This is a genomic window from uncultured Gimesia sp. (genome assembly GCF_937910335.1).
In the GTDB taxonomy this organism is placed as follows: domain Bacteria; phylum Planctomycetota; class Planctomycetia; order Planctomycetales; family Planctomycetaceae; genus Gimesia.
On the sequence record NZ_CALEMX010000086.1, the window covers coordinates 1 to 18,630 of the forward strand.

Consider the following 18,630-nt stretch of genomic DNA (forward strand, 5'->3'; position numbering starts at 1 on the left):
GGATGATCGAGCCGGGCAGGTTCTGAAGTGTAAATCCTGTGGTTCAAAAATGCGTGTACCGTCAGGCGATGATGACTTTCTGGATGACTCGTATGAAGAATCTGAAGCGCCCGTACGTCCTTCACGCAAGAAAAAGAAAACGGGCTCATCAAAAAATAAGAAAAAACAAGGCAACTCGAACAACCCGATTACCATTATTGCCGGTGTGTGCGCATTCGGGATTGCATTTTATGTGTCCTACACCCTCGTCGGCGGATTATTTGGCGATAAAAAACAGAACGAGGTCGATATAAATCAGGAAATGAAACAAATTGCGACAGACCTGAAAGAAAAATCAGAAGCAATCCAAAAAGCAGAGACGAAAGAGGAAAAACAAAAGATTGCCCAAAGCATGAAAACCAATCTCGATCGCGCTAAGGTGCTGAGCGAGAAACAGAAGGCGATAAACGCTAAGAAGAGCGCAACAAACGGTTCATCCAGCCAAAAGTGGATCTCCTTAGTGGATGCTCCCTCTGTTGTCACAAAATGGCCTGAATCTTCCAAGCTGAAAATCGATTTAAAAAACGTCCGAAAAGATTTCATTCAACCAAATACGTTCAGCCCTTTTGTAGGATTACGATATACAAATCCTCGACCTTTTAAAGTTGATTTCTGGAATCTGGCAACAGAAAAAATAATAGGACAAGTTTCAATCAATATCGACAAAAACTGGATTTTACTTTCTCACAAAATCAAGATGAGTTCAGACGGGAAATCTTTCATCTTGTCTATCGTTACAAGAGATACCAAGATTCCCAAACTGACAAGCTGGAGTATAACAACGGGGGAAAAATTAGCAGAATGGGAGGCTGACAAGACAAAGTCATCCGTTTCGATTTATGAAATTTGCGGTTCAGACAAAGCCTTTGCAAAAATCATTCGCAAAGAAGGTAATCAATACAAAACGATTTTAAAACTATGGGACCTCACATCAGGTAAACTTCTGAAAGAAAATGAGGTCAAATCGAGCGAATTTTTTGACTCGAATTATGCGATCAGCCCCGGTGGTAAATACCTGATATCAAGTACCGTCAACAAGCTGTTTGTCTATGACCTAACCTCCCTGAAAATGATCCGCCTGCTCGATATTAAAGACTATTTAGACCCGACTGAAAAGTATCCGATCCTGTCATCAATGCAATTTTCTGTTGACGGTAAACAATTGGGGTTACTTGTGAATATGTCTATGGTAACTTCAGTCTGGCTGATAGATTTAGAAACGGGGAAATCTACCAAAGCATATGAAGCTGCAGGAAGTTTAGATAAGGTATTTAGCGAACCTGCATATGAGGGTAATAAACTCATCCTGACCCCGTCGGGAAACAGCTTCCTGTTATATGGCGCACTGCTCGTTGATCGCCAGAGTAAACGGAATGTCTGGCTGTATCACCCCGTGCCAAATGTTATTATGCGAAACAAACTATACATCACTCCCCACTACATTCTTGCTGGAACCGACAGTGCATTAACAGACGCACGCGGACAACTACGTTTAAAAACAAAACCAAAGCTGGTTTCCGTGCCACTCCCGGAAAAGAAGATCGCAGACAGTCTGGCCGCTTATCAGAGCGAGGGCGAAGCGATTTTAAGTGCAGGAAAACAAGTCAGTATTGATGTAAAAATTGCAAAGGTCAAATTTAGCAATGAGGAAGAAGTCAAAAGCATTCTCAGGGATGTAATAAGGCAACGACTGGAGTCAGAAGGTTTCAAAGTGGTTCCCAATCAGCCCATTGTATTCAAACTTGAATACGGAGAACAAGAAGGCAATAAATTACAAATGACCAAACGCGGAAAACCGACCCCCGGAAACCCTCTGGGACGAACTGCAACAGGACAGTCACTGCAAACAACGGCAGCAGCCTTTAAACTTTCCTGGATTGAAAAAAAAACGAAAAGAACACTCTGGACGAAACAGGCATTGGTCAACCCCCGCTTTCTCATTTTGCGGGATGCCACCGCGGAAGAAGCCCGAAAACAAATGTTTGAGGGACTACAAAACAGATTGATGGCAGAATCCATACCTTATTTTATTCCTCATGATAAAAATCTTTCCATGCTTCCCGGTGAAACGCAATTGCCGGAATAAGGCTCTGAACAAAATGATCTGCCCCATCGTGGAAAACAGCTTTCTAAGAATCTGCGCTCATCGCTAAATCTGGATTGCTTTCCTGACCGGGATTACTCTACAATACAGGATGTCGATATCCTGTTTTGGTGCCGAAACCAGATTGTTCGACTATTAACCGAAAATAAGGACCATCTCATGCACAAAACTCTCTATTTATTGATCTGTTGTTCCCTGTTCTTAGGACTGGGTGCCGGCCATGAAGAACCGCAAGTAGCTCATGCTGTTGACCCGGCGAAATCCAAGAGCAATAGTCTGAATGACGCCAATGGTGAGAAAAAACTCAGCAAATTCATGCGAGAAAAACTCACAAGTTCTCAGCTCGTTTTGGAAGGGCTCATGACGGAGGATTTCGATCTCATGCAGAAAGGAGCCAAGAAGATGATCCAGATGAGCAATGCCACAGAATGGCAAGTCATCGAAGGTCCCATTTTTGCGCGACAGAGTGAAGAGTTCCGTTCCGCTGCCAAACAGGTCATCAAGTTCGCCAAAGCGAAAAATATTGACGGTGCTTCGCTCAGTTACCTGCATTTAACGATGACATGCATTTCCTGTCATAAAAAAGTCAACAAAGTTTTGATATCTGAGAGCGGCAGGAAACTTCAATTGAATTTTGCTGCATTAAAAAAGGGGCATACGAAATAATTTCGCATCCCCCTGCTCTTGAGTGAAACCAGTGTAAAACTTATTTCTCTTTTAAACTCGTGGCGGCGGTTTTTGCGACTGATTTTGCCGGAAGTACGCGAATCACACGGCCACTCTGGTGTTTGTCACCATCTAACTCCACTGTGCGAACCCGTAAAAGGTGGGTACCGGGTTTCAATCCAGCAGGCAATTTCGCCTTCCAGAGGTGCGGTGAGATTTTCGGTTTCGGAAGATTGCGATAACTCTTCTCTTTCACGGCATTCTCTGTTTCAGATAGCTTTTTGAAGCTGGGATCTATGCCAGGCTTATATTGCATTGGAACCCAGGACCCTCCCGCTCCGATCTGTATTTCGACTTTCGAACGTTCCGAACCATTAAATACGTTGACATATATGACCGTTTCTGACAACTTACTGACGACGACTTCTTCAGGAGCAATAATATTCATCTGGTAGTCGGCAGGTCGGCCTGCAGCCCGGAAGTCAAGATTATATTCCTTCCCGTCAAAGCGGATGAGAGAGTAACCATTGGGAGCGCCGTCGGCCATCACGGTATGAGGAATGCCTCGTTCATCGGGAGAGCCGGACCACCAGCTACCACTAACCGTTACGTTGATGACGTGATGATGTGGTTTCGGACCAAGCCAGCCGTCCGCTTTTGTGATGAAACGATGCTCGTGATGATGAGTGTGTCCTGAAATCGACATACAAAACGGGCGTTTTTCAATGAGCCGATACAACTCCTGTCGATCTTTTGTATCGATCAGAGGAACATGCATCATTAATACAACCAGTTGATCTTCGGGAATCTGGTCCAAATCGTTCTTGACAAACTCAATCTGCTCTTTGCCCAACCCGCCCTGGTATTTCCCTTTCTTACCTTTTTCCGGAACGATCCATTCAATGTTATCAAGTACAACAAAATGGACTGTTCCATAGTCAAACGAGTAATAAGCAGGGCCAAATGCACGTTCGAACGTTTCATCACTCAACTTGTCGTTCGGAGCGTCGTAATTAATGTCGTGATTACCAATCACATTGTACCAGGGAATTCCCAACAGCGCGATACCTCGTGCCTGCGATTCGAATAAAGAAAGATCATCGAATAAAATATCGCCGAGAGTCACACCGAATGCTGCATCAGTGCCGACGAGCTCTTCGATGACATCGTGAGCGATATAATCGATTTCCGTTTGATCACGTGGCTGTGGATCTCCAAAAAAGATGGCCCTGAACTGAGCGGGTTCTTTCTGAGGGTAGAGTGGAAAATCGACTGAAGCAGGCAGCGGCCCTGTCGGCTTGACTCCAGCGTACTTTGATTTCGGCGAGCCCTTTGGTTTATGGATGTAATAGAATTCTGGTGTCAGAGTCTTGCTCAGCGGCGTTCGCCATCCCTGGGGTTTGATCACAAACAGGATCGTATCGTTTGTAACCGGTAATTGATATAAACCATTTTCGTCCGTGCAGACGATCTCACGGCCATTGGATACGCGAACACAGCCTAACCCCTGCTCCCCCGCATCCCGTTTACGATTATTGTTCGCATCGTGAAAAACATAACCGGTAGCCTGTTGCTTAATTTCTTTTTTTGATTCCGCTTGCCCGCTTCTCTGATAAGAGGTGAATAGAAGTACAATCAGCAGAACTTTCATCAATGGTAATCGAGTCATTTGTTTCCCTTATATTACAAAACCATCCTAAGCGACTTTTAACATGTTATGCTCGTCAGAGCAGATGCAAAACCCAAATTGTAATTGTTCTTAGAATGTAACAGAGGATTCCCCGGGATGACAAGACACCAGAAACTACAAAGATTGTTCAATCATGGTTTATATCAAGTGAACTATTGACGTAGGAGAACGGTTCTTTCATAGTAAATACTTGAACATGCCGCTCTATCCTCCCTGGAAAGAGCACGAAATACAAACAATACTGCATTCACTCAGGAGGCAACCAACATGCAGAACGATTATCTTTTCAATGTGCGCTATCTGTTTCAAACGATACGGTGGAGCGGCGTGTTTGCCATTGCCTGCCTTCTCTCCACCGGTGCACACGGTGCAGAAGAGACCGACACGTTGCGAATATTGTGTTACAACATTCACTACGGACAGGGAAATGATGGAAAATATGATGTAGAACGGCTGGCAAAGGTAATTGAACGTACCAAGCCAGACTTAGTGGCGCTACAGGAAGTAGACGTGGGTGTTAAACGATCGGGGCGCGTGCATGAAGCACAACGATTGGCAGAACTCACAGGTATGGCGGTCCGTTTTGGTCCCACACAACACTATGAAGGAGGCCTGTTTGGAAACGCCGTCCTGACACGTTTACCGATTCTTGATGTGATGATTCAACCGCTGCCTTATACCGAAAGTACTCCAAAGCTTGTCACATACCCTCGCGCCGCGATCGCCGTTACCGTGCGTGGCCCTGGTGACAAACCACTCAAGTTCATCAGCACGCACTTCCAACATAATGTGCCTGAAGATCGTGTGGCCGAAGCCAAAGCTATCAACAAACATTTCGCAACCAGTGACAACATTCCCACGATTCTGGCAGGCGATATGAACGCCAAACCAGATTCTGAACCGATTAAGATTTTGCTTAAACAATGGACCAATGCCATCGACAAAGCGGCATCCCCCTCGGCTCCTTCAACAAAACCAAGATCACGTATCGATTATATTTTCTATCGAACTGCCTCACGATTCGAAATGGTAAAATCGGAAGTCATCGCAGAACCGATGGCGTCAGATCACTGTCCGGTTTTTGCGATTTTGAAATTGAAGCAAAAATGATATCGACTGGTATCAGAGGAAATGAAAAGACTCGATTTCTTATCCCCGGCCTAATTTTGAAAATCAACTCGGAGATGATGTGATGAGAAGCCTGAACTGGATCACTCTGTCATTCACCTTATTACTTCTCTGTTTTGTTAATCTGGCTGCCTTTGCCGAACCGGCGGCGACCCCCGTCAGTTCGATTCGTGTTCAACCCGGATTTCAAGTCGAATTGTTGCGTTCTGCAACTAAAGGCGAAAGTTCCTGGATCAGTATGACTTTCGATAATCGGGGACGGTTGATTCTGGGACTGGATGATGTCGGAATCGGACGACTTACTCTCAATTCCGATCCTTCCAAAGTCAAATTCGAGAAGCTAGAAAATACTCTCAAACATTGCAGGGGCGTGTTGTATGCTCATAACAGCCTGTATGTCAGTGCCACGAACGGCAACGGTTTTTACCGACTCAAAGATACCACCGGCGATGATCAATTCGATCAAATGAAACTCCTGAAAACAATGGAATACCATAGTCGCTTCGGGCATGGCAGTAACCAGATCGTGCTCGGACCTGACAAACAAATTTATCTAGTGGTTGGAAACGATGTCACGTTTCCGGAAGGGGCCTCACCTGATTCTCCCTACCGCGATCCTCAAAATGATCACCTGCTGCCCAACCCTCATGACAAGGGTCAAGACAATCGCGTAGGTTCTATTTTGCGCACTGACCCGGAAGGAAAAAAATGGGAAATTCTGGCAGGTGGCTTTCGTAATCAAGTGGATCTAGCCTTCAATCAAGAGGGAGAAATGTTTACCTGGGACGCCGACATGGAATGGGATATCGGCCAACCCTGGTACAGACCGACGCGCATCAACCATGTCATCCCGGGTGGTGAATATGGCTGGCGCTGGGGTACGGGAAAATGGCCCGAATATTATGCAGACAGTCTCCCCACAACATTAGATACAGGACTAGGCTCACCCACGGGCCTGATCTTCGGAACAGAGAGCCAATTCCCCGAGCGATTCAAAAACGCCATGTATATCGCCGACTGGCAAAATGGTCGAATCCTGCTGGTTGACCTGATTCCAGATGGTGCCAGTTACATTTGTCGCTACGAATCCTTCCTGGAAGGAGGCCCCCTTAACGTCTGCGATATGCAGTTTGGGCCAGATGGTGCGTTGTATTTCATTACAGGCGGGCGCGGTTCCCAGTCAGGTTTATACCGCGTGAAACCCGATCCCAATACAGACACTAAATCGATTGCCCCCATAATCAGTGAACCGTTAAAGAGACAATCAGCAGCTGCAAGAAAACTTAGACGTGAGATCGAAGTGTTTCACGTTCAAAAAGACGCCAACATCGACGAGCTCTGGTCACATCTTAAGAGTGAAGATCGCTGGCTACGTTTTGCTGCACGCCGTGCCATTGAAAATCAGGATGTCTCTCAATGGCGGAAACGGGCACTTACAGAATCACAGCCAACCGCTGCGATCGCCGGTCTGATTGCCTTAAGTCGAAAAGGGACAGCCAGCGACCACAGTGCCGTACTGACAGCGCTGAATCAAATTGATATCAATAAGTTAAATCAACAACAGTTTCTCGCTCTCTTGCGTGCTTATCAGCTCTGCTTCATTCGCCTGGGACCACCAACCGGAGAACAGGCCAATACGATCAAGCAACGCTTACGGCCACTATTTCCACATGCCACGACGAGTGCCAATCATATGCTCTGTGAACTACTGGTCTATTTAAACGATGAAACAATCGTCCCTAAAACAGTTAATCTGCTCGCAGGCAATACGACACAGGAAGAACAAATCCGGGCAGCGCAAACACTGACTTTTGCAAAACAGCGTTGGAAAAAAGAACACCAACAAACATTCCTTGCCTGGTTAGCACAGGCTCGCGGCTTCTATGGTGGTAAACAACTAACCGAACGACTGCGCGATATCCGTGAAGACTTTCTGAAAACGCTCACGGAACAGGAACGGAAACAATTCAGTCCAGAGATTGCAGCCCTCGATAAACCACTCGTCGAGGAAGAGACCACTCCTGCACGCCCCACCGTTCAGGAATGGGTTCTGAAAGATCTTGAACCACATCTGGATACACTCACAGTCAACCGATCCTATAAGAACGGGCGACAGGCACTGTTGGCAGCCAATTGTCTGAAATGCCATCGCATTGGTTCCACAGGAGCACAGGTTGGTCCTGATCTAACGAATGTCGGTAAACGCTTTGATGGTCGCGCCATTCTAGAATCGATCATTGAACCTTCCAAAGTAATGGACCCTAAATACCTTTATACGATGTATTTACTGACGAATGGAAAAATTGTAACCGGTCGACCGGTTGGAGTCAGCAAAACTACCATCACTGTTGAAACAGATCCGATCAAGCAGACAACGGTTCCGATTGCCCGAGAGGAGATTGAAGAATCCGTCCTGTCCCGAACATCACCGATGCCAGTAAGTCTGATCAATGTACTCACCAAAGAGGAAATTCTTGACCTTCTGGCGTACCTGAAATCGGGTGGAGACCCATTACACACCATTTTTCAAAACCAAACAAAATAAATTTTTTCTACTGGTTACGCTAGATGCAAGCCTTAGCAGAAAACTCGTCGCTATCAGCAAGTTGAGGATAGAAAATATGTATTCCCGTTCATTTCGATCTCTCCTGATTTTGCTCACGGTTTTCTTGTACTGGCCAACTGTCTCAATCTTCGCACAAGGTGTTTCGCCAGAGAAAGCAGCATCGCAAATGACGGTGTCAGATGGCTTCGAGGTTAAGCTCGTTGCTTCGGAGCCTTTAGTTCGACAACCCGTGGCCATTGACTTTGATGGTCGTGGAAGACTCTGGGTGATTCAATATTTGCAATATCCAAATCCAGCCGGGCTGAAACGGGTGAAGGTTGATCAACATACGCGCTCCCAATACGACCGCGTTCCCAAGCCGCCTCCACATGGTCCCAAAGGGGCAGATCGGTTGACAATTCTCGAAGACACCGATGGCGATGGTTTAATGGACCATGCAAAAGACTTTGTGAACGGCTTAAACCTTGCTTCGGGATTTGCGTTCGGGCACAAAGGCGTTTATGTTTTGCAGGCTCCCTACTTACTTTTTTATCCCGATCGTAATGGCGACGATATTCCCGACAGTGATCCGGAAGTTTTACTAACGGGGTTCGGCATGGATGATGCCAGCTCGGTCGCCAATTCGCTCATATTCGGTCCGGATGGTTGGTTGTATGGATGCCAGGGCAGTACGGTCACTGCTGTGATTCGTGACATTAAGTTTGTGCAAGCCATCTGGCGATATCATCCTGTCTCAAAAAAGTTTGAGTTGTTCGCCGAAGGTGGCGGCAATATGTGGGGGTTGGATTTTGATCGTCATGGAAACCTTTTGGCTAGTACCAACGTTGGTGGGTTTACCATGCTGCATATGGTGCAAGGTGCTTACTATTGGAAACAGTTCAGTAAACATGGCCCACTTAGAAATCCCTTTACGTTTGGCTATTTCAATCACATCCCACACAAAAACTTTCGAGGCGGTCATGTGACCGTGGGGGGCACAGTTTATCAAGGCGATACCTTTCCCGCACACATGCGCAACAAGTATATCAGTACTAACTTATTATCACACGAGATTCACTTCCATACGTTAACTCAGGACGGGACCTCTTTTCGCAGTCAGCATGGAGGAGAACTGGTCAAAGCCAATGATACTTGGTTTGCACCCAATGATTTAACGGTGGGACCGGATGGCGCAGTCTATTTTTCAGACTGGCATGATAAGCGCACCGCACACCCGAACCCGGATGCTAATTGGGATCGTTCGAATGGACGAATTTTTCGCTTGCAAGCCAAAGGGATTGCTTCTCAAAAACCAGTTAATCTCGCGAACTTAACCAACGATCAATTGAGAAAGCTGCTAAAACAGACCAACGAATGGTATGTGCGTGCAGCCCGTCGTGAGCTGGTCGCGCGAGGCGACAAGAGCATCTGGCCCCCATTACGAAAGCAGATCCGGGAAAGCAAAGATGATCAATTCGTCTTGAACTCGCTCTGGACACTGGCAGCAACGGGAGGCTTGAACGAGCAGACGGCACTGCAGGCACTCAATCATCAAAATGAAGACGTGCGTTCCTGGGCGGTTCGGTTGATAGGAGATGAGCCGACAGTTTCTCCTCAGATTCTGACACGATTTGAACAATTGGCCAAAAGTGATTCCAGCGCGAAGGTTCGCAGCCAGTTGGCCAGCACTGCTGTCCGCATCCCCGCCAGCCATGGCGTGTCTATCGCACATACTTTATTGCTGAGAAACGAAGACCAAAAGGACCCACACATCCCGCTCTTACTATGGTGGGCTGTGGAGCAACATGCGGTGGATGCCATCGACGATATCGAACAACGATTCGTCGATAAAAGTGTCTGGCAACAGCCATTGATACGCGATGAAATTCTCAATCGACTCACACAACGCCTGGCGGCTGAGGCGACGCCACGCACTTTAGCTGTGTGTAAGCAGATCGTTGAAAGTGCCCCTTCAGCTAAACTGGAGCAGAGCATGTTATCGTCACTGGATGCAGGCCTGGCGATGGCTCGCATAAATCCAAATGAGAAAAAACGACTCGCGGATCGTATACCCGCAGACTTCAAGCAATGGTTGATTGACAAATGGAGGAAGCAGCCGAAAAACTTGACCCTCTTAGAATTGAATGGTCGACTGGGAAACCCATTGGTGACAAATCATGCCTTGCAAGTCATCACCAGCGATCACGCCAAGAAGGAACAGCGGGTCTCTATGTTCAATCTCTTGCGCCAATTTGGTGACGCGTCATGCATTGAGTCCTTGTTACCTCTGCTTAAACCAGAACAAAAAGTTTGGATCAGACAGGCTGCAATGGACGCCCTGGCCCGATACGATGACCATCGCATAATTGATTCATTACTACGTGAATATAATCAATACGACAGTGCTACACGATCTCGTGCTCGCCAAGTTTTATTTGCACGTAAACGTTCGGCAAACCAGTTTCTCAAAGAAATTGACAAAGGCGTGTATGATGCCGGTGAAGTGACGCTAGGCGAATTAACTACACTGACTGCCTATAATGACAAATCGATCACTGCGCTCATCATCAAACACTGGGGTCGAATTAATAGCAGCACAGCCGAACAGAAAATTACCGAAATTCGACGCGTCAGATTTAATCTCAAAACCGGCGGTGATCTGAAACGTGGCCGTGAACTTTTCACAAAACATTGTTCAACCTGTCATCAATTATTCGGTGAAGGCAAAAAACTCGGACCTGACCTGACGACGGCAAACCGAAAAGATCTGAATTATCTGCTGGAAAGTATCATCAACCCCAATGCGTTCATTCGAAAAGAATTCGTACCCTCTGTTGTTCTCACGAGTGATGGGCGTGTTCTGACTGGTATCATTCTTAAAGAAACTCCAGCCCAGATCGTATTGGCAAATAACAAAAATGAACAATCTATAATTCGACGAGACGACATCGAAGAGATTAATAACACCACCGTTTCCATCATGCCAGAAGATGTATTAAAACAGTTGAAAGATCAGGATTTGCGAGATTTATTTAGCTATCTGCAAGGTAATGGACCTGTTAAAGAATAGGAGATTATGATTCGTGTGCCGTTATATACTGTTAATCATCCTGGGATTTACACAGATGGTAACAACGACCTGCGCCCGCGCATTCGAACCGGCTCTTGAGCTCAAATTGAAGAAAGAGTCCTCTCAGAAAACTAAAAAAGACAAACTCTTCAAACTCAAATACCAAAAATCGGATCTGAGTTTTTGTAACTCACAAGTCTGTGTTGATTTTGACAACGATGGTCTGCGCGAGTTGTTGTTCGCCTCACGGAAAACAAAAACATTACAAATGCTGAATGCCAGTGATGGTTCTGTTCTCTGGAGCAAGAAATTTGCCGGAGATCAACAGAGTCTTTCTGCTTTCGATCTGGATGGCGACGGTAAGATGGAAATTCTTTATACTGTTTCCAGTCCCGGACGTCTGTATGTACTCGACGATGATGGGAAGGTACTTCGACAGTGGGATTCGAATGACTTCAAGCTCGGAAATTCGGCCGTGATCGTTGACGCCGATGGTGATGGCCAGCTTGATGGGTTGTTCGGCTCGCGGTCAAAGTTTCTCATACGACTGAATATGGCGGACCTGGAACTCACGCAACGACGTTCTAATTGGGTTCAATGTGGCTGTCACACCTCGGCAATGGACGTGGACCGAGATGGTCGATGGGATTTTTTCGCAGGCTCAGGCGACGATTCGCGCGGCAAGAAGGGAGTCTTGCACCGCATTGATGCGATTACATTGAACAGCCATTGGTCGTTCAAGACTAACGATAACGCATCGAGCGCAGATCCGGTACTGGTAGATATCGATGGTGACGGAGAGGTTGAAATCATCAAGTCGGTTGATAATTATGCGGGAGATGATGCTCACGACGCCATTTACGCCTTTGAAACCGATGGTAAATTACTTTGGAAGACACCAGGTTTGAGCGGTGAAGATTCACCCAACGTGGTTGATCTGGATCATGATGGAGAAGTGGAAATCGTCGGTATGACATTTGACAACGAAGTATATTGCCTGGACTCAAAAGGTCATGTCAAATGGCGCAAGAACCTGCGTCCCGAACTCAAGAATCAGAACTCGCATGCTTATTTGACGCCGATTTTATGTGATGTGAATGGCGACCAGGAAATGGAGATTATTGCACTGACCAATGGCGGGTATTTTGATCAAGCCGGTAAAGTCACAGGTAGTATAAAGAAAGCGAACGGCATTGTCTTTGCTCTCTCGGCTGAAGGTGTAATTTTAGACCAGTACGATGTCGGCTCGCCACGCTACTGGGGCGATGCGTTTGTCTGCAATATTGACAATGATCCTTTTCTGGAATTGATCATCTCGGGAAGTGGCGGCTTAGATATTATAAAAACTCGAGGACTTGGTCCCAATACAGAAAATTTTCAACGTCGTCGCAACTATCAGCGACTGAATGTTGTTCCCTGGGCATTCGAAGATTCCTATTTCATCTACCGTGGTACCAAAACAGGCGTCGTCAATTTAACAGACAATCTGGTTTTAAAAAAGCAAGCAAACAAATATCGCTCGTCAGGAAAGTTTACGACAGAACTGCTCACCCCCCCTCCCCACTGTCTGTTTCATCAATTGAGTTATCATGCTCGAACGTCAGATCAAACATCAATTGAAGTGAACGTATTGAATAAAATGGGGAAAAAGATACGTTCTCATGTCGCAAATGGTTCTAAAATCCGATTGGATGAACCGGTTTCCCTCGAATTTATTCTTTCAACGAAAGATCCCTCTTTCACGCCAATACTTGACTCTTACTCACTCTCATTTGAACGGGAAGTGGATTAGAGTTTTTTTACGGTGTTAAATTATAAGGTGTTAATATATAAAATGATCGGAATCAGTTTTGTGAACTATTTAATACCTGTCTTAAGCGTCGTCTTTCATCTTGTCAGTTTATCTGCAGCGGAACCAGAGAACCTCAACAATCTGCCCTCCGACTTGCAAGTTCCCTCTGTCACTCATGAAAAACCATTCCCTGGAAAACGGGTCTGGCAGCAAAACTCCGGCTTTGAGAAAACAGAAATCGCTCACGCGCTCTATCTACCATCGGATTGGAAACCAGACGGAAAATATCCGGTGATCATGGAATACCCGGGCAATGGCGGTTTTTCCAATGCCCTCAATGATCGTAGTGAGGGACGTGTTCAAGACTGTAAACTGGGATATGGATTGTCTGGCGGAAAAGGCATGATCTGGGTCAGCCTGCCGTTCGTCGATCCCAAAACCGGAAAACATTCCATTACGTGGTGGGGCGACCCCGATGCGACTGCCGACTACTGTAAGCAGACCGTCGCACGCATTTGCCAGGAATTCGGCGGCGATCCGAAAGCCGTTTTTCTCACCGGCTTTTCGCGTGGTGCGATTGCCTGTAACTATATTGGCTTGCGCGATGACGAAATTGCATCACTCTGGAAAGGCATGCTGCCCCATAGCCATTACGATGGTGTTCGAAGATGGAATTACCCCGATAGTGATGTTGCATCCGCACACAAACGACTGGCCCGCTTCGGTAATCGCCCACAATTCATCACACAGGAAAACAGTACCCGCGCGACAGAACAGTATCTCAAAGCAGCGAATTCAAAAGGGCAGTTCACATTCATGGCAATCCCCTACCCCAATCATTCTGACGAATGGGTCTTAAAAGACATCCCCGAGCGAACCCGGGTCCGCCAATGGCTCGCTGACGTGTTGAAACAATAACGGTTTCAGCTCTTCGCCCTGCCCGATTGAACTATATATCCCTGCGCGATAGATTAAAATATGTAAATCACTGGTTATTGAGGAGAGAAATTCTAATGGCAGGACATCAGATCCGGATCTTGTTTTCACTGGCAGTTATCACGATGATGGCTCTGTTGTCTTTACAGACTGTAGACGCCCAGATTGAAAAACGACCACATGTCAAAATCCGTGGTATCTATGGTGGCACTCCTACCCAATTATTAGAACAGAAGAAGACGCTACCTGAGTTGGGCGTGAACACCATCTTTATGGGTTCAGGAGGATTGACGCAGGAACGTGTCGCGCGATTGAAAAAACAAGGCGTGAAAGTCTTTGCGGAATTCAATACCATGCATGTCGCCCACTACCTCAAAGACCATCCTGATGCCGCTCCTGTTGGCGTGGACGGAAAGGTCTGTCCGGCCCCTCACGGCTGGCAGGGAATCTGCCCCACTCATCCCGGCTATCGTCAGTACCGCATGGATGAATTTCGCAGAGTACTCAAGGAATTTGAAATTGATGGCATCTGGCTCGACTACCATCATAGTCACGCCAGTTGGGAACGCGCGGAGCCCGACATGCCTGACACCTGTTTTTGTAATCGTTGCCTGAAACAGTTCCAGCGCGAATCCAAAACTAAATTACCCGATGTACCCACATCTGAACTAGGAAATCTACTACGAGGAAATCGGAAAAAAATGTGGGTACAGTGGCGCTGTGATGTCTTCACAGACTGGGTGCGCGAGTTTCGCTCCATCATCAATGAGACACGCCCCCAAGCCCTTTTGGGGACATTTCACTGCCCCTGGACAGATACGGATTTCAACGGAGCACTCCGGAACAAACTGGCCATTGATCTGAAAGCACAGGCACAATACGTCGATGTCTTCAGCATTATGCCTTATCACGCACGCTTTAATCATCCAAAAGATCCGGCGTGGATCTCGCGCCAGACCGCCTGGCTGGGTAAACATCTCGGCATTCAAGGCCAACCGGGCGAGCGGCTTAAAATCTGGCCGATCGTGCAACTCTCAGACTGGGGAGAATCGGTGCCTGTTTCTCAGGTCGAAGCAGTTTTGGATCACGGTACGCGAAAGCCTGCAACCGGTGTCATGGTATTTCGCTGGGGTTCGCTGCATCAACAGACGGACAAAGTAGATGCGATGATTCAGTTTTACCGCACAATCAAACCGTAGATTGATCAATCACACCTGCTTCCTCAGATTCGAAAACTTGCGAGTGGATTTCTTTTCGTTGACAATCTGACATATGCCCTCTATAAACAATGCGGATACGAACGCCCCCATAAGGACCTATAGCGACCATGTTGACTGTGCTCTCTCCCGCAAAATCCCTGAATCTGGATTCGCAAAAACAAACGTCCAAATTATCGACGCCTGAATTTCTCGATGAAGCAGAAACACTCGTTAAAAGGCTGAAACGAAAGTCTAAGAAATCGCTGAGCGATCTGATGGGAATCAGTGAGAATCTGGCTGAACTGAATCATAGTCGATACGCCCAATGGTCACGCCCCTTCTCGACGAAAAATGCAAAACAGGCAATTCTGACTTTTAACGGCGATGTCTATCAGGGTCTCAACGCTAGCCAATTTAAGGCACGCGATCTTACATTTGCGCAAGATCACCTGCGAATTCTCTCTGGCTTGTACGGTGTATTGCGTCCGCTGGATCTGATGCAGGCGTATCGACTCGAAATGGGAACGAGTCTGAAAACGCCCCGAGGCACCTCGCTGTATGATTTCTGGGGAGAGAAAATCACCGCTGCTCTCAATGAAGTTCTGTCAAAACAGAAGCAGAAAGCACTGGTCAATTTAGCTTCAAATGAATATTTCAAAGCGATCAAACCGCGAGTTTTAAACGGCACTCTCATTACCCCCGTATTCAAGGAAATCAAAGCGGGAAAGTCACGTACAATCGCGTTGTTTGCCAAGCAGGCACGCGGTAAAATGGCGGCCTGGATCATTCAAAACCGGATTGACAAACCGGAGCAACTCATTGAGTTCCATGTAGATGGTTATGAATACGTGGCCGATGAATCGAAGGCAGACAAACTGGTTTTCGCCCGTCCTCAGCCGCCACCAGTCGGAAAATAAACTCTGCGATGAATATGGCCTAGAGAGAATGTATTATTCGCTCACAAAATCGGGGAGTTGATCTTCTGCCAATGCCGCTCTGTAGTCGGCTTGTTCCTTATAATACAAGAGTTTGGCGTCAACCGCTTTTTCCGCAGATTCCACTGCATATTGTTCACGTAACGTGACTTTCAACAAGTCCGATAAACCTTCTTCAAAATTTTGTCGTTCGCGGCGTGCCAGGTCTTCCGCATATCCGACTGCCTTTTCCGCTTGTTGTGCCTGTTTAAACGCACCGATCAAACCCGCATAGGCCGACTCTACATCGGCAACGATTTTTTCCTCAGTCAATTTCCGTTTGGCATTCAGCTGTGCGATTTTTCCACTCACAGATTGAATTTTCCCGCGTGCCTTACGGCGTTCAATGGGTACATCCACAAATAACAATGCGTCCAGCTCAAAGGGACCTTTATCATTCTTCGAACTTGTGCGATAACCAACATCCTGAGAGGCTGCCATGACAAGATCTACGTTGGGTAGCATATCATTGATGGCTTCCGAATGGTCAATATCCAATTGACGCTGCAGGAATTCGAGCGTTGCAATTTCTGGTCGCTGGGCCAGCGCTGTTTCTGCATCAAATTCGAGGCGCCCTGAATTGACTACTTCCAGCTCTGGAAACACAGGTAACATGTCTGCACCTGGAATCAATGGATTTCCATTATTATCACGATAGAACAGAGATAGTTTAACAGCCGCCTGTTGTAGTTTGCGTTCCGCAAAAGCACGCTTGCCCTGTCGTTCAGCAACCAATCTGAGGTTATCAGTGAGTACTGGTGGATCAAGAAATCCTTCATTTACCTGACTGCGAATTCGATTTGTTCGTTTAAGAGCCAAATCCAAAATTTGATCTGCAATCTGAAGTTTGGCTCCTGCAGCAACCCATTCCCAATAATAGTAGGACCCTTCTTGCACAAAGCTGATCAATTGGGCCTGAATGTCGGGTTCAACTGCATTGACACCAAAAGTAGCCCGCCAGAGCGCAGCACGACGGCTATCGATATCGCGATTGCGTGAAAGGGGAACAGAAATGCCTGCCTTGAATTCCCCCGCTTCATTTGTCTGCCGTTCAAGGTACCAAGGTTGAAAACTACCGCGACCGATTCGATATCCGGCAAAGACTTCACCACCCTGATAGAGTGGTTGAATAAAACCAATATGCTGACGGTAAGTCTTATAAAAACCAAGTGGGCCATTTTCAGTACCAGCTTTAAACTTACGATCGAATTCACCCAAAGTTGACAATCGCTCACCCGAAACAATATCGCGTGAATAAAAGGCTGCTTCCAGAAGCGGGTAGCTTTGATAGACCGAGTCGATTACATCTTCGAGAACGATTCCATTCTGAACAGGCTTAAAATCCTGATCTGGTGCGGGAGGTACTTGTGGAATCGGACGGATCTGATCAAAATTGTTTTCAGCAACGATCAAAGATTCAGATGGATCAGCGCCCGCCGGTTTCTCTACCGCTTCAGCGGAGATGAGTTCTATTGATTCGTTTTGCTCGAATAATTCCTGATTACCTTGAGGATTTAATTTAGTCGGTTGTGGATCCAAAGAGATGCGCGCAACTGCATTTGACGGTTCGAGGGATGAATTTGAAACATCTCGTCGTGTTCCAGCACACCCGACTGCCAATACTGCTATCAAAGGAATCCAAACTCGAAACATTACATTGTCGCTTTAAATCCGAGAAGTACCGAAAATGGAGGGTACTCTCTCATTGATATTAAATAGAAACGAAGCGCTGATAGTGTCAAATTCGGCAGAAAGAATGGTAGGGAATCATCTTGAGTGCGCCCTTATAACCGGAATCACATAAATGACCGTTACTTTCAGAACAAACCATAAAGGCCGCAAACTTATACCAAACCACCCAACTTCACTTGGGTAGTTTGGGTGACTTCCTTTTATTGCTTTTCTGGCCAGGTTCACCCATGGAAATGACCGGTGGGAAACCGTTAAGATTTCGCCAGACTTCATACCAGAGGGGGACTCGATTCAATAAAACCCAGGAATTCGTCCGTACACCTTGTCTTAGAAAGCGACCTGTAGGCCAATCCGGTTCGGTGGGATCGGGTCTGATCAGAATACGAAATTTTCCTTTTCCGTTGTCGGTTGCATCAACGGAAACTACATCTCCACCAAAAGTTCCGACTGCAACCGAGGGCCATCCGGCAAACTGGACTGCAGGCCAACCTTCAAACTGTAGTCGCACATGCCTCCCTGGTTCTACGAGTGGTGCATCGTTTCCATCGAGCCAGATTTGTACCGATCGATCAGTCGTATAAGGCACGATGGTGCAAATTGGGTCACCCTCTTTCAAGATAGCGGTACGGAGATTTGGTGTAATCTGCACGATGTAACCATCAAAGGGCGCTTCAACGATCTGATTTGCCTGACGAGACACTTTCGTTTCCATCTCAAGCATTTTATTATTGGCTGTGTTTAACTGTAATAGTTAAGACTTAATCTGACATTCCTGTTACCTTAGTGGTTGATTCC

At 46.6% G+C, this 18,630-nt stretch carries 12 protein-coding genes; 9 read left to right on the plus strand and 3 right to left on the minus strand.

The features are described 5' to 3' along the window. Positions 1-2,125: hypothetical protein (locus tag Q0668_RS03460; RefSeq protein ID WP_298859964.1), on the plus strand; the 2,125-nt coding region annotated here is incomplete at its 5' end. A 177-nt stretch (positions 2,126-2,302) separates the two neighbouring features. Then, complete coding sequence (locus tag Q0668_RS03465; protein ID WP_298859966.1) at positions 2,303-2,809, plus strand: hypothetical protein; 507 nt, start codon at positions 2,303-2,305, stop codon at positions 2,807-2,809. Positions 2,810-2,849: 40 nt separating this feature from the next. On the opposite strand, the gene Q0668_RS03470 is transcribed toward Q0668_RS03465, so the two are convergent. After that, complete coding sequence (locus tag Q0668_RS03470) at positions 2,850-4,478, minus strand: calcineurin-like phosphoesterase family protein (protein ID WP_298859968.1); 1,629 nt, start codon at positions 4,476-4,478, stop codon at positions 2,850-2,852. A 288-nt stretch (positions 4,479-4,766) separates the two neighbouring features. Here Q0668_RS03470 and Q0668_RS03475 point away from each other — a divergent pair, with 288 nt between their 5' ends. The 7 genes from Q0668_RS03475 (at position 4,767) to yaaA (ending at position 16,086) form a co-directional block, all read left to right on the plus strand. Further along, on the plus strand, positions 4,767-5,609 hold the full coding sequence (locus Q0668_RS03475) for an endonuclease/exonuclease/phosphatase family protein (protein WP_298859970.1): 843 nt from the start codon (positions 4,767-4,769) through the stop codon (positions 5,607-5,609). Positions 5,610-5,691: 82 nt separating this feature from the next. Beyond that, positions 5,692-8,172 (plus strand): c-type cytochrome, encoded by a 2,481-nt coding sequence (locus Q0668_RS03480; RefSeq protein WP_298859972.1) that lies wholly within the window; start codon positions 5,692-5,694, stop codon positions 8,170-8,172. 76 nt (positions 8,173-8,248) lie between these two features. Next, positions 8,249-11,242, plus strand: a complete 2,994-nt coding sequence (locus Q0668_RS03485) for a PVC-type heme-binding CxxCH protein (protein WP_298859974.1) — start codon at positions 8,249-8,251, stop codon at positions 11,240-11,242. Positions 11,243-11,255: 13 nt separating this feature from the next. Further along, the gene (locus tag Q0668_RS03490; RefSeq protein ID WP_298859976.1) at positions 11,256-13,034 is read left to right on the plus strand and encodes an FG-GAP-like repeat-containing protein; all 1,779 of its coding nucleotides are present in this window, start codon (positions 11,256-11,258) and stop codon (positions 13,032-13,034) included. A gap of 60 nt (positions 13,035-13,094) precedes the next feature. Continuing rightward, positions 13,095-13,952, plus strand: coding sequence for a hypothetical protein (locus Q0668_RS03495; RefSeq protein ID WP_298859978.1), 858 nt, complete (start codon positions 13,095-13,097; stop codon positions 13,950-13,952). Positions 13,953-14,047: 95 nt separating this feature from the next. After that, positions 14,048-15,169: a hypothetical protein gene (locus Q0668_RS03500; protein WP_298859981.1), complete on the plus strand. Its 1,122-nt coding sequence runs from the start codon at positions 14,048-14,050 to the stop codon at positions 15,167-15,169. A gap of 128 nt (positions 15,170-15,297) precedes the next feature. Next, a complete protein-coding gene (gene yaaA, locus Q0668_RS03505; RefSeq protein ID WP_298859983.1) occupies positions 15,298-16,086 on the plus strand; it encodes a peroxide stress protein YaaA in 789 nt (262 codons plus the stop codon). 33 nt (positions 16,087-16,119) lie between these two features. On the opposite strand, the gene Q0668_RS03510 is transcribed toward yaaA, so the two are convergent. Continuing rightward, entirely contained in the window at positions 16,120-17,796 is a 1,677-nt protein-coding gene (locus Q0668_RS03510; RefSeq protein WP_298859985.1) for a TolC family protein, read from the minus strand. Positions 17,797-18,007: 211 nt separating this feature from the next. After that, entirely contained in the window at positions 18,008-18,535 is a 528-nt protein-coding gene (locus Q0668_RS03515) for an HlyD family efflux transporter periplasmic adaptor subunit (protein ID WP_298859987.1), read from the minus strand. Between the last annotated feature and the right edge of the window lie 95 nt (positions 18,536-18,630).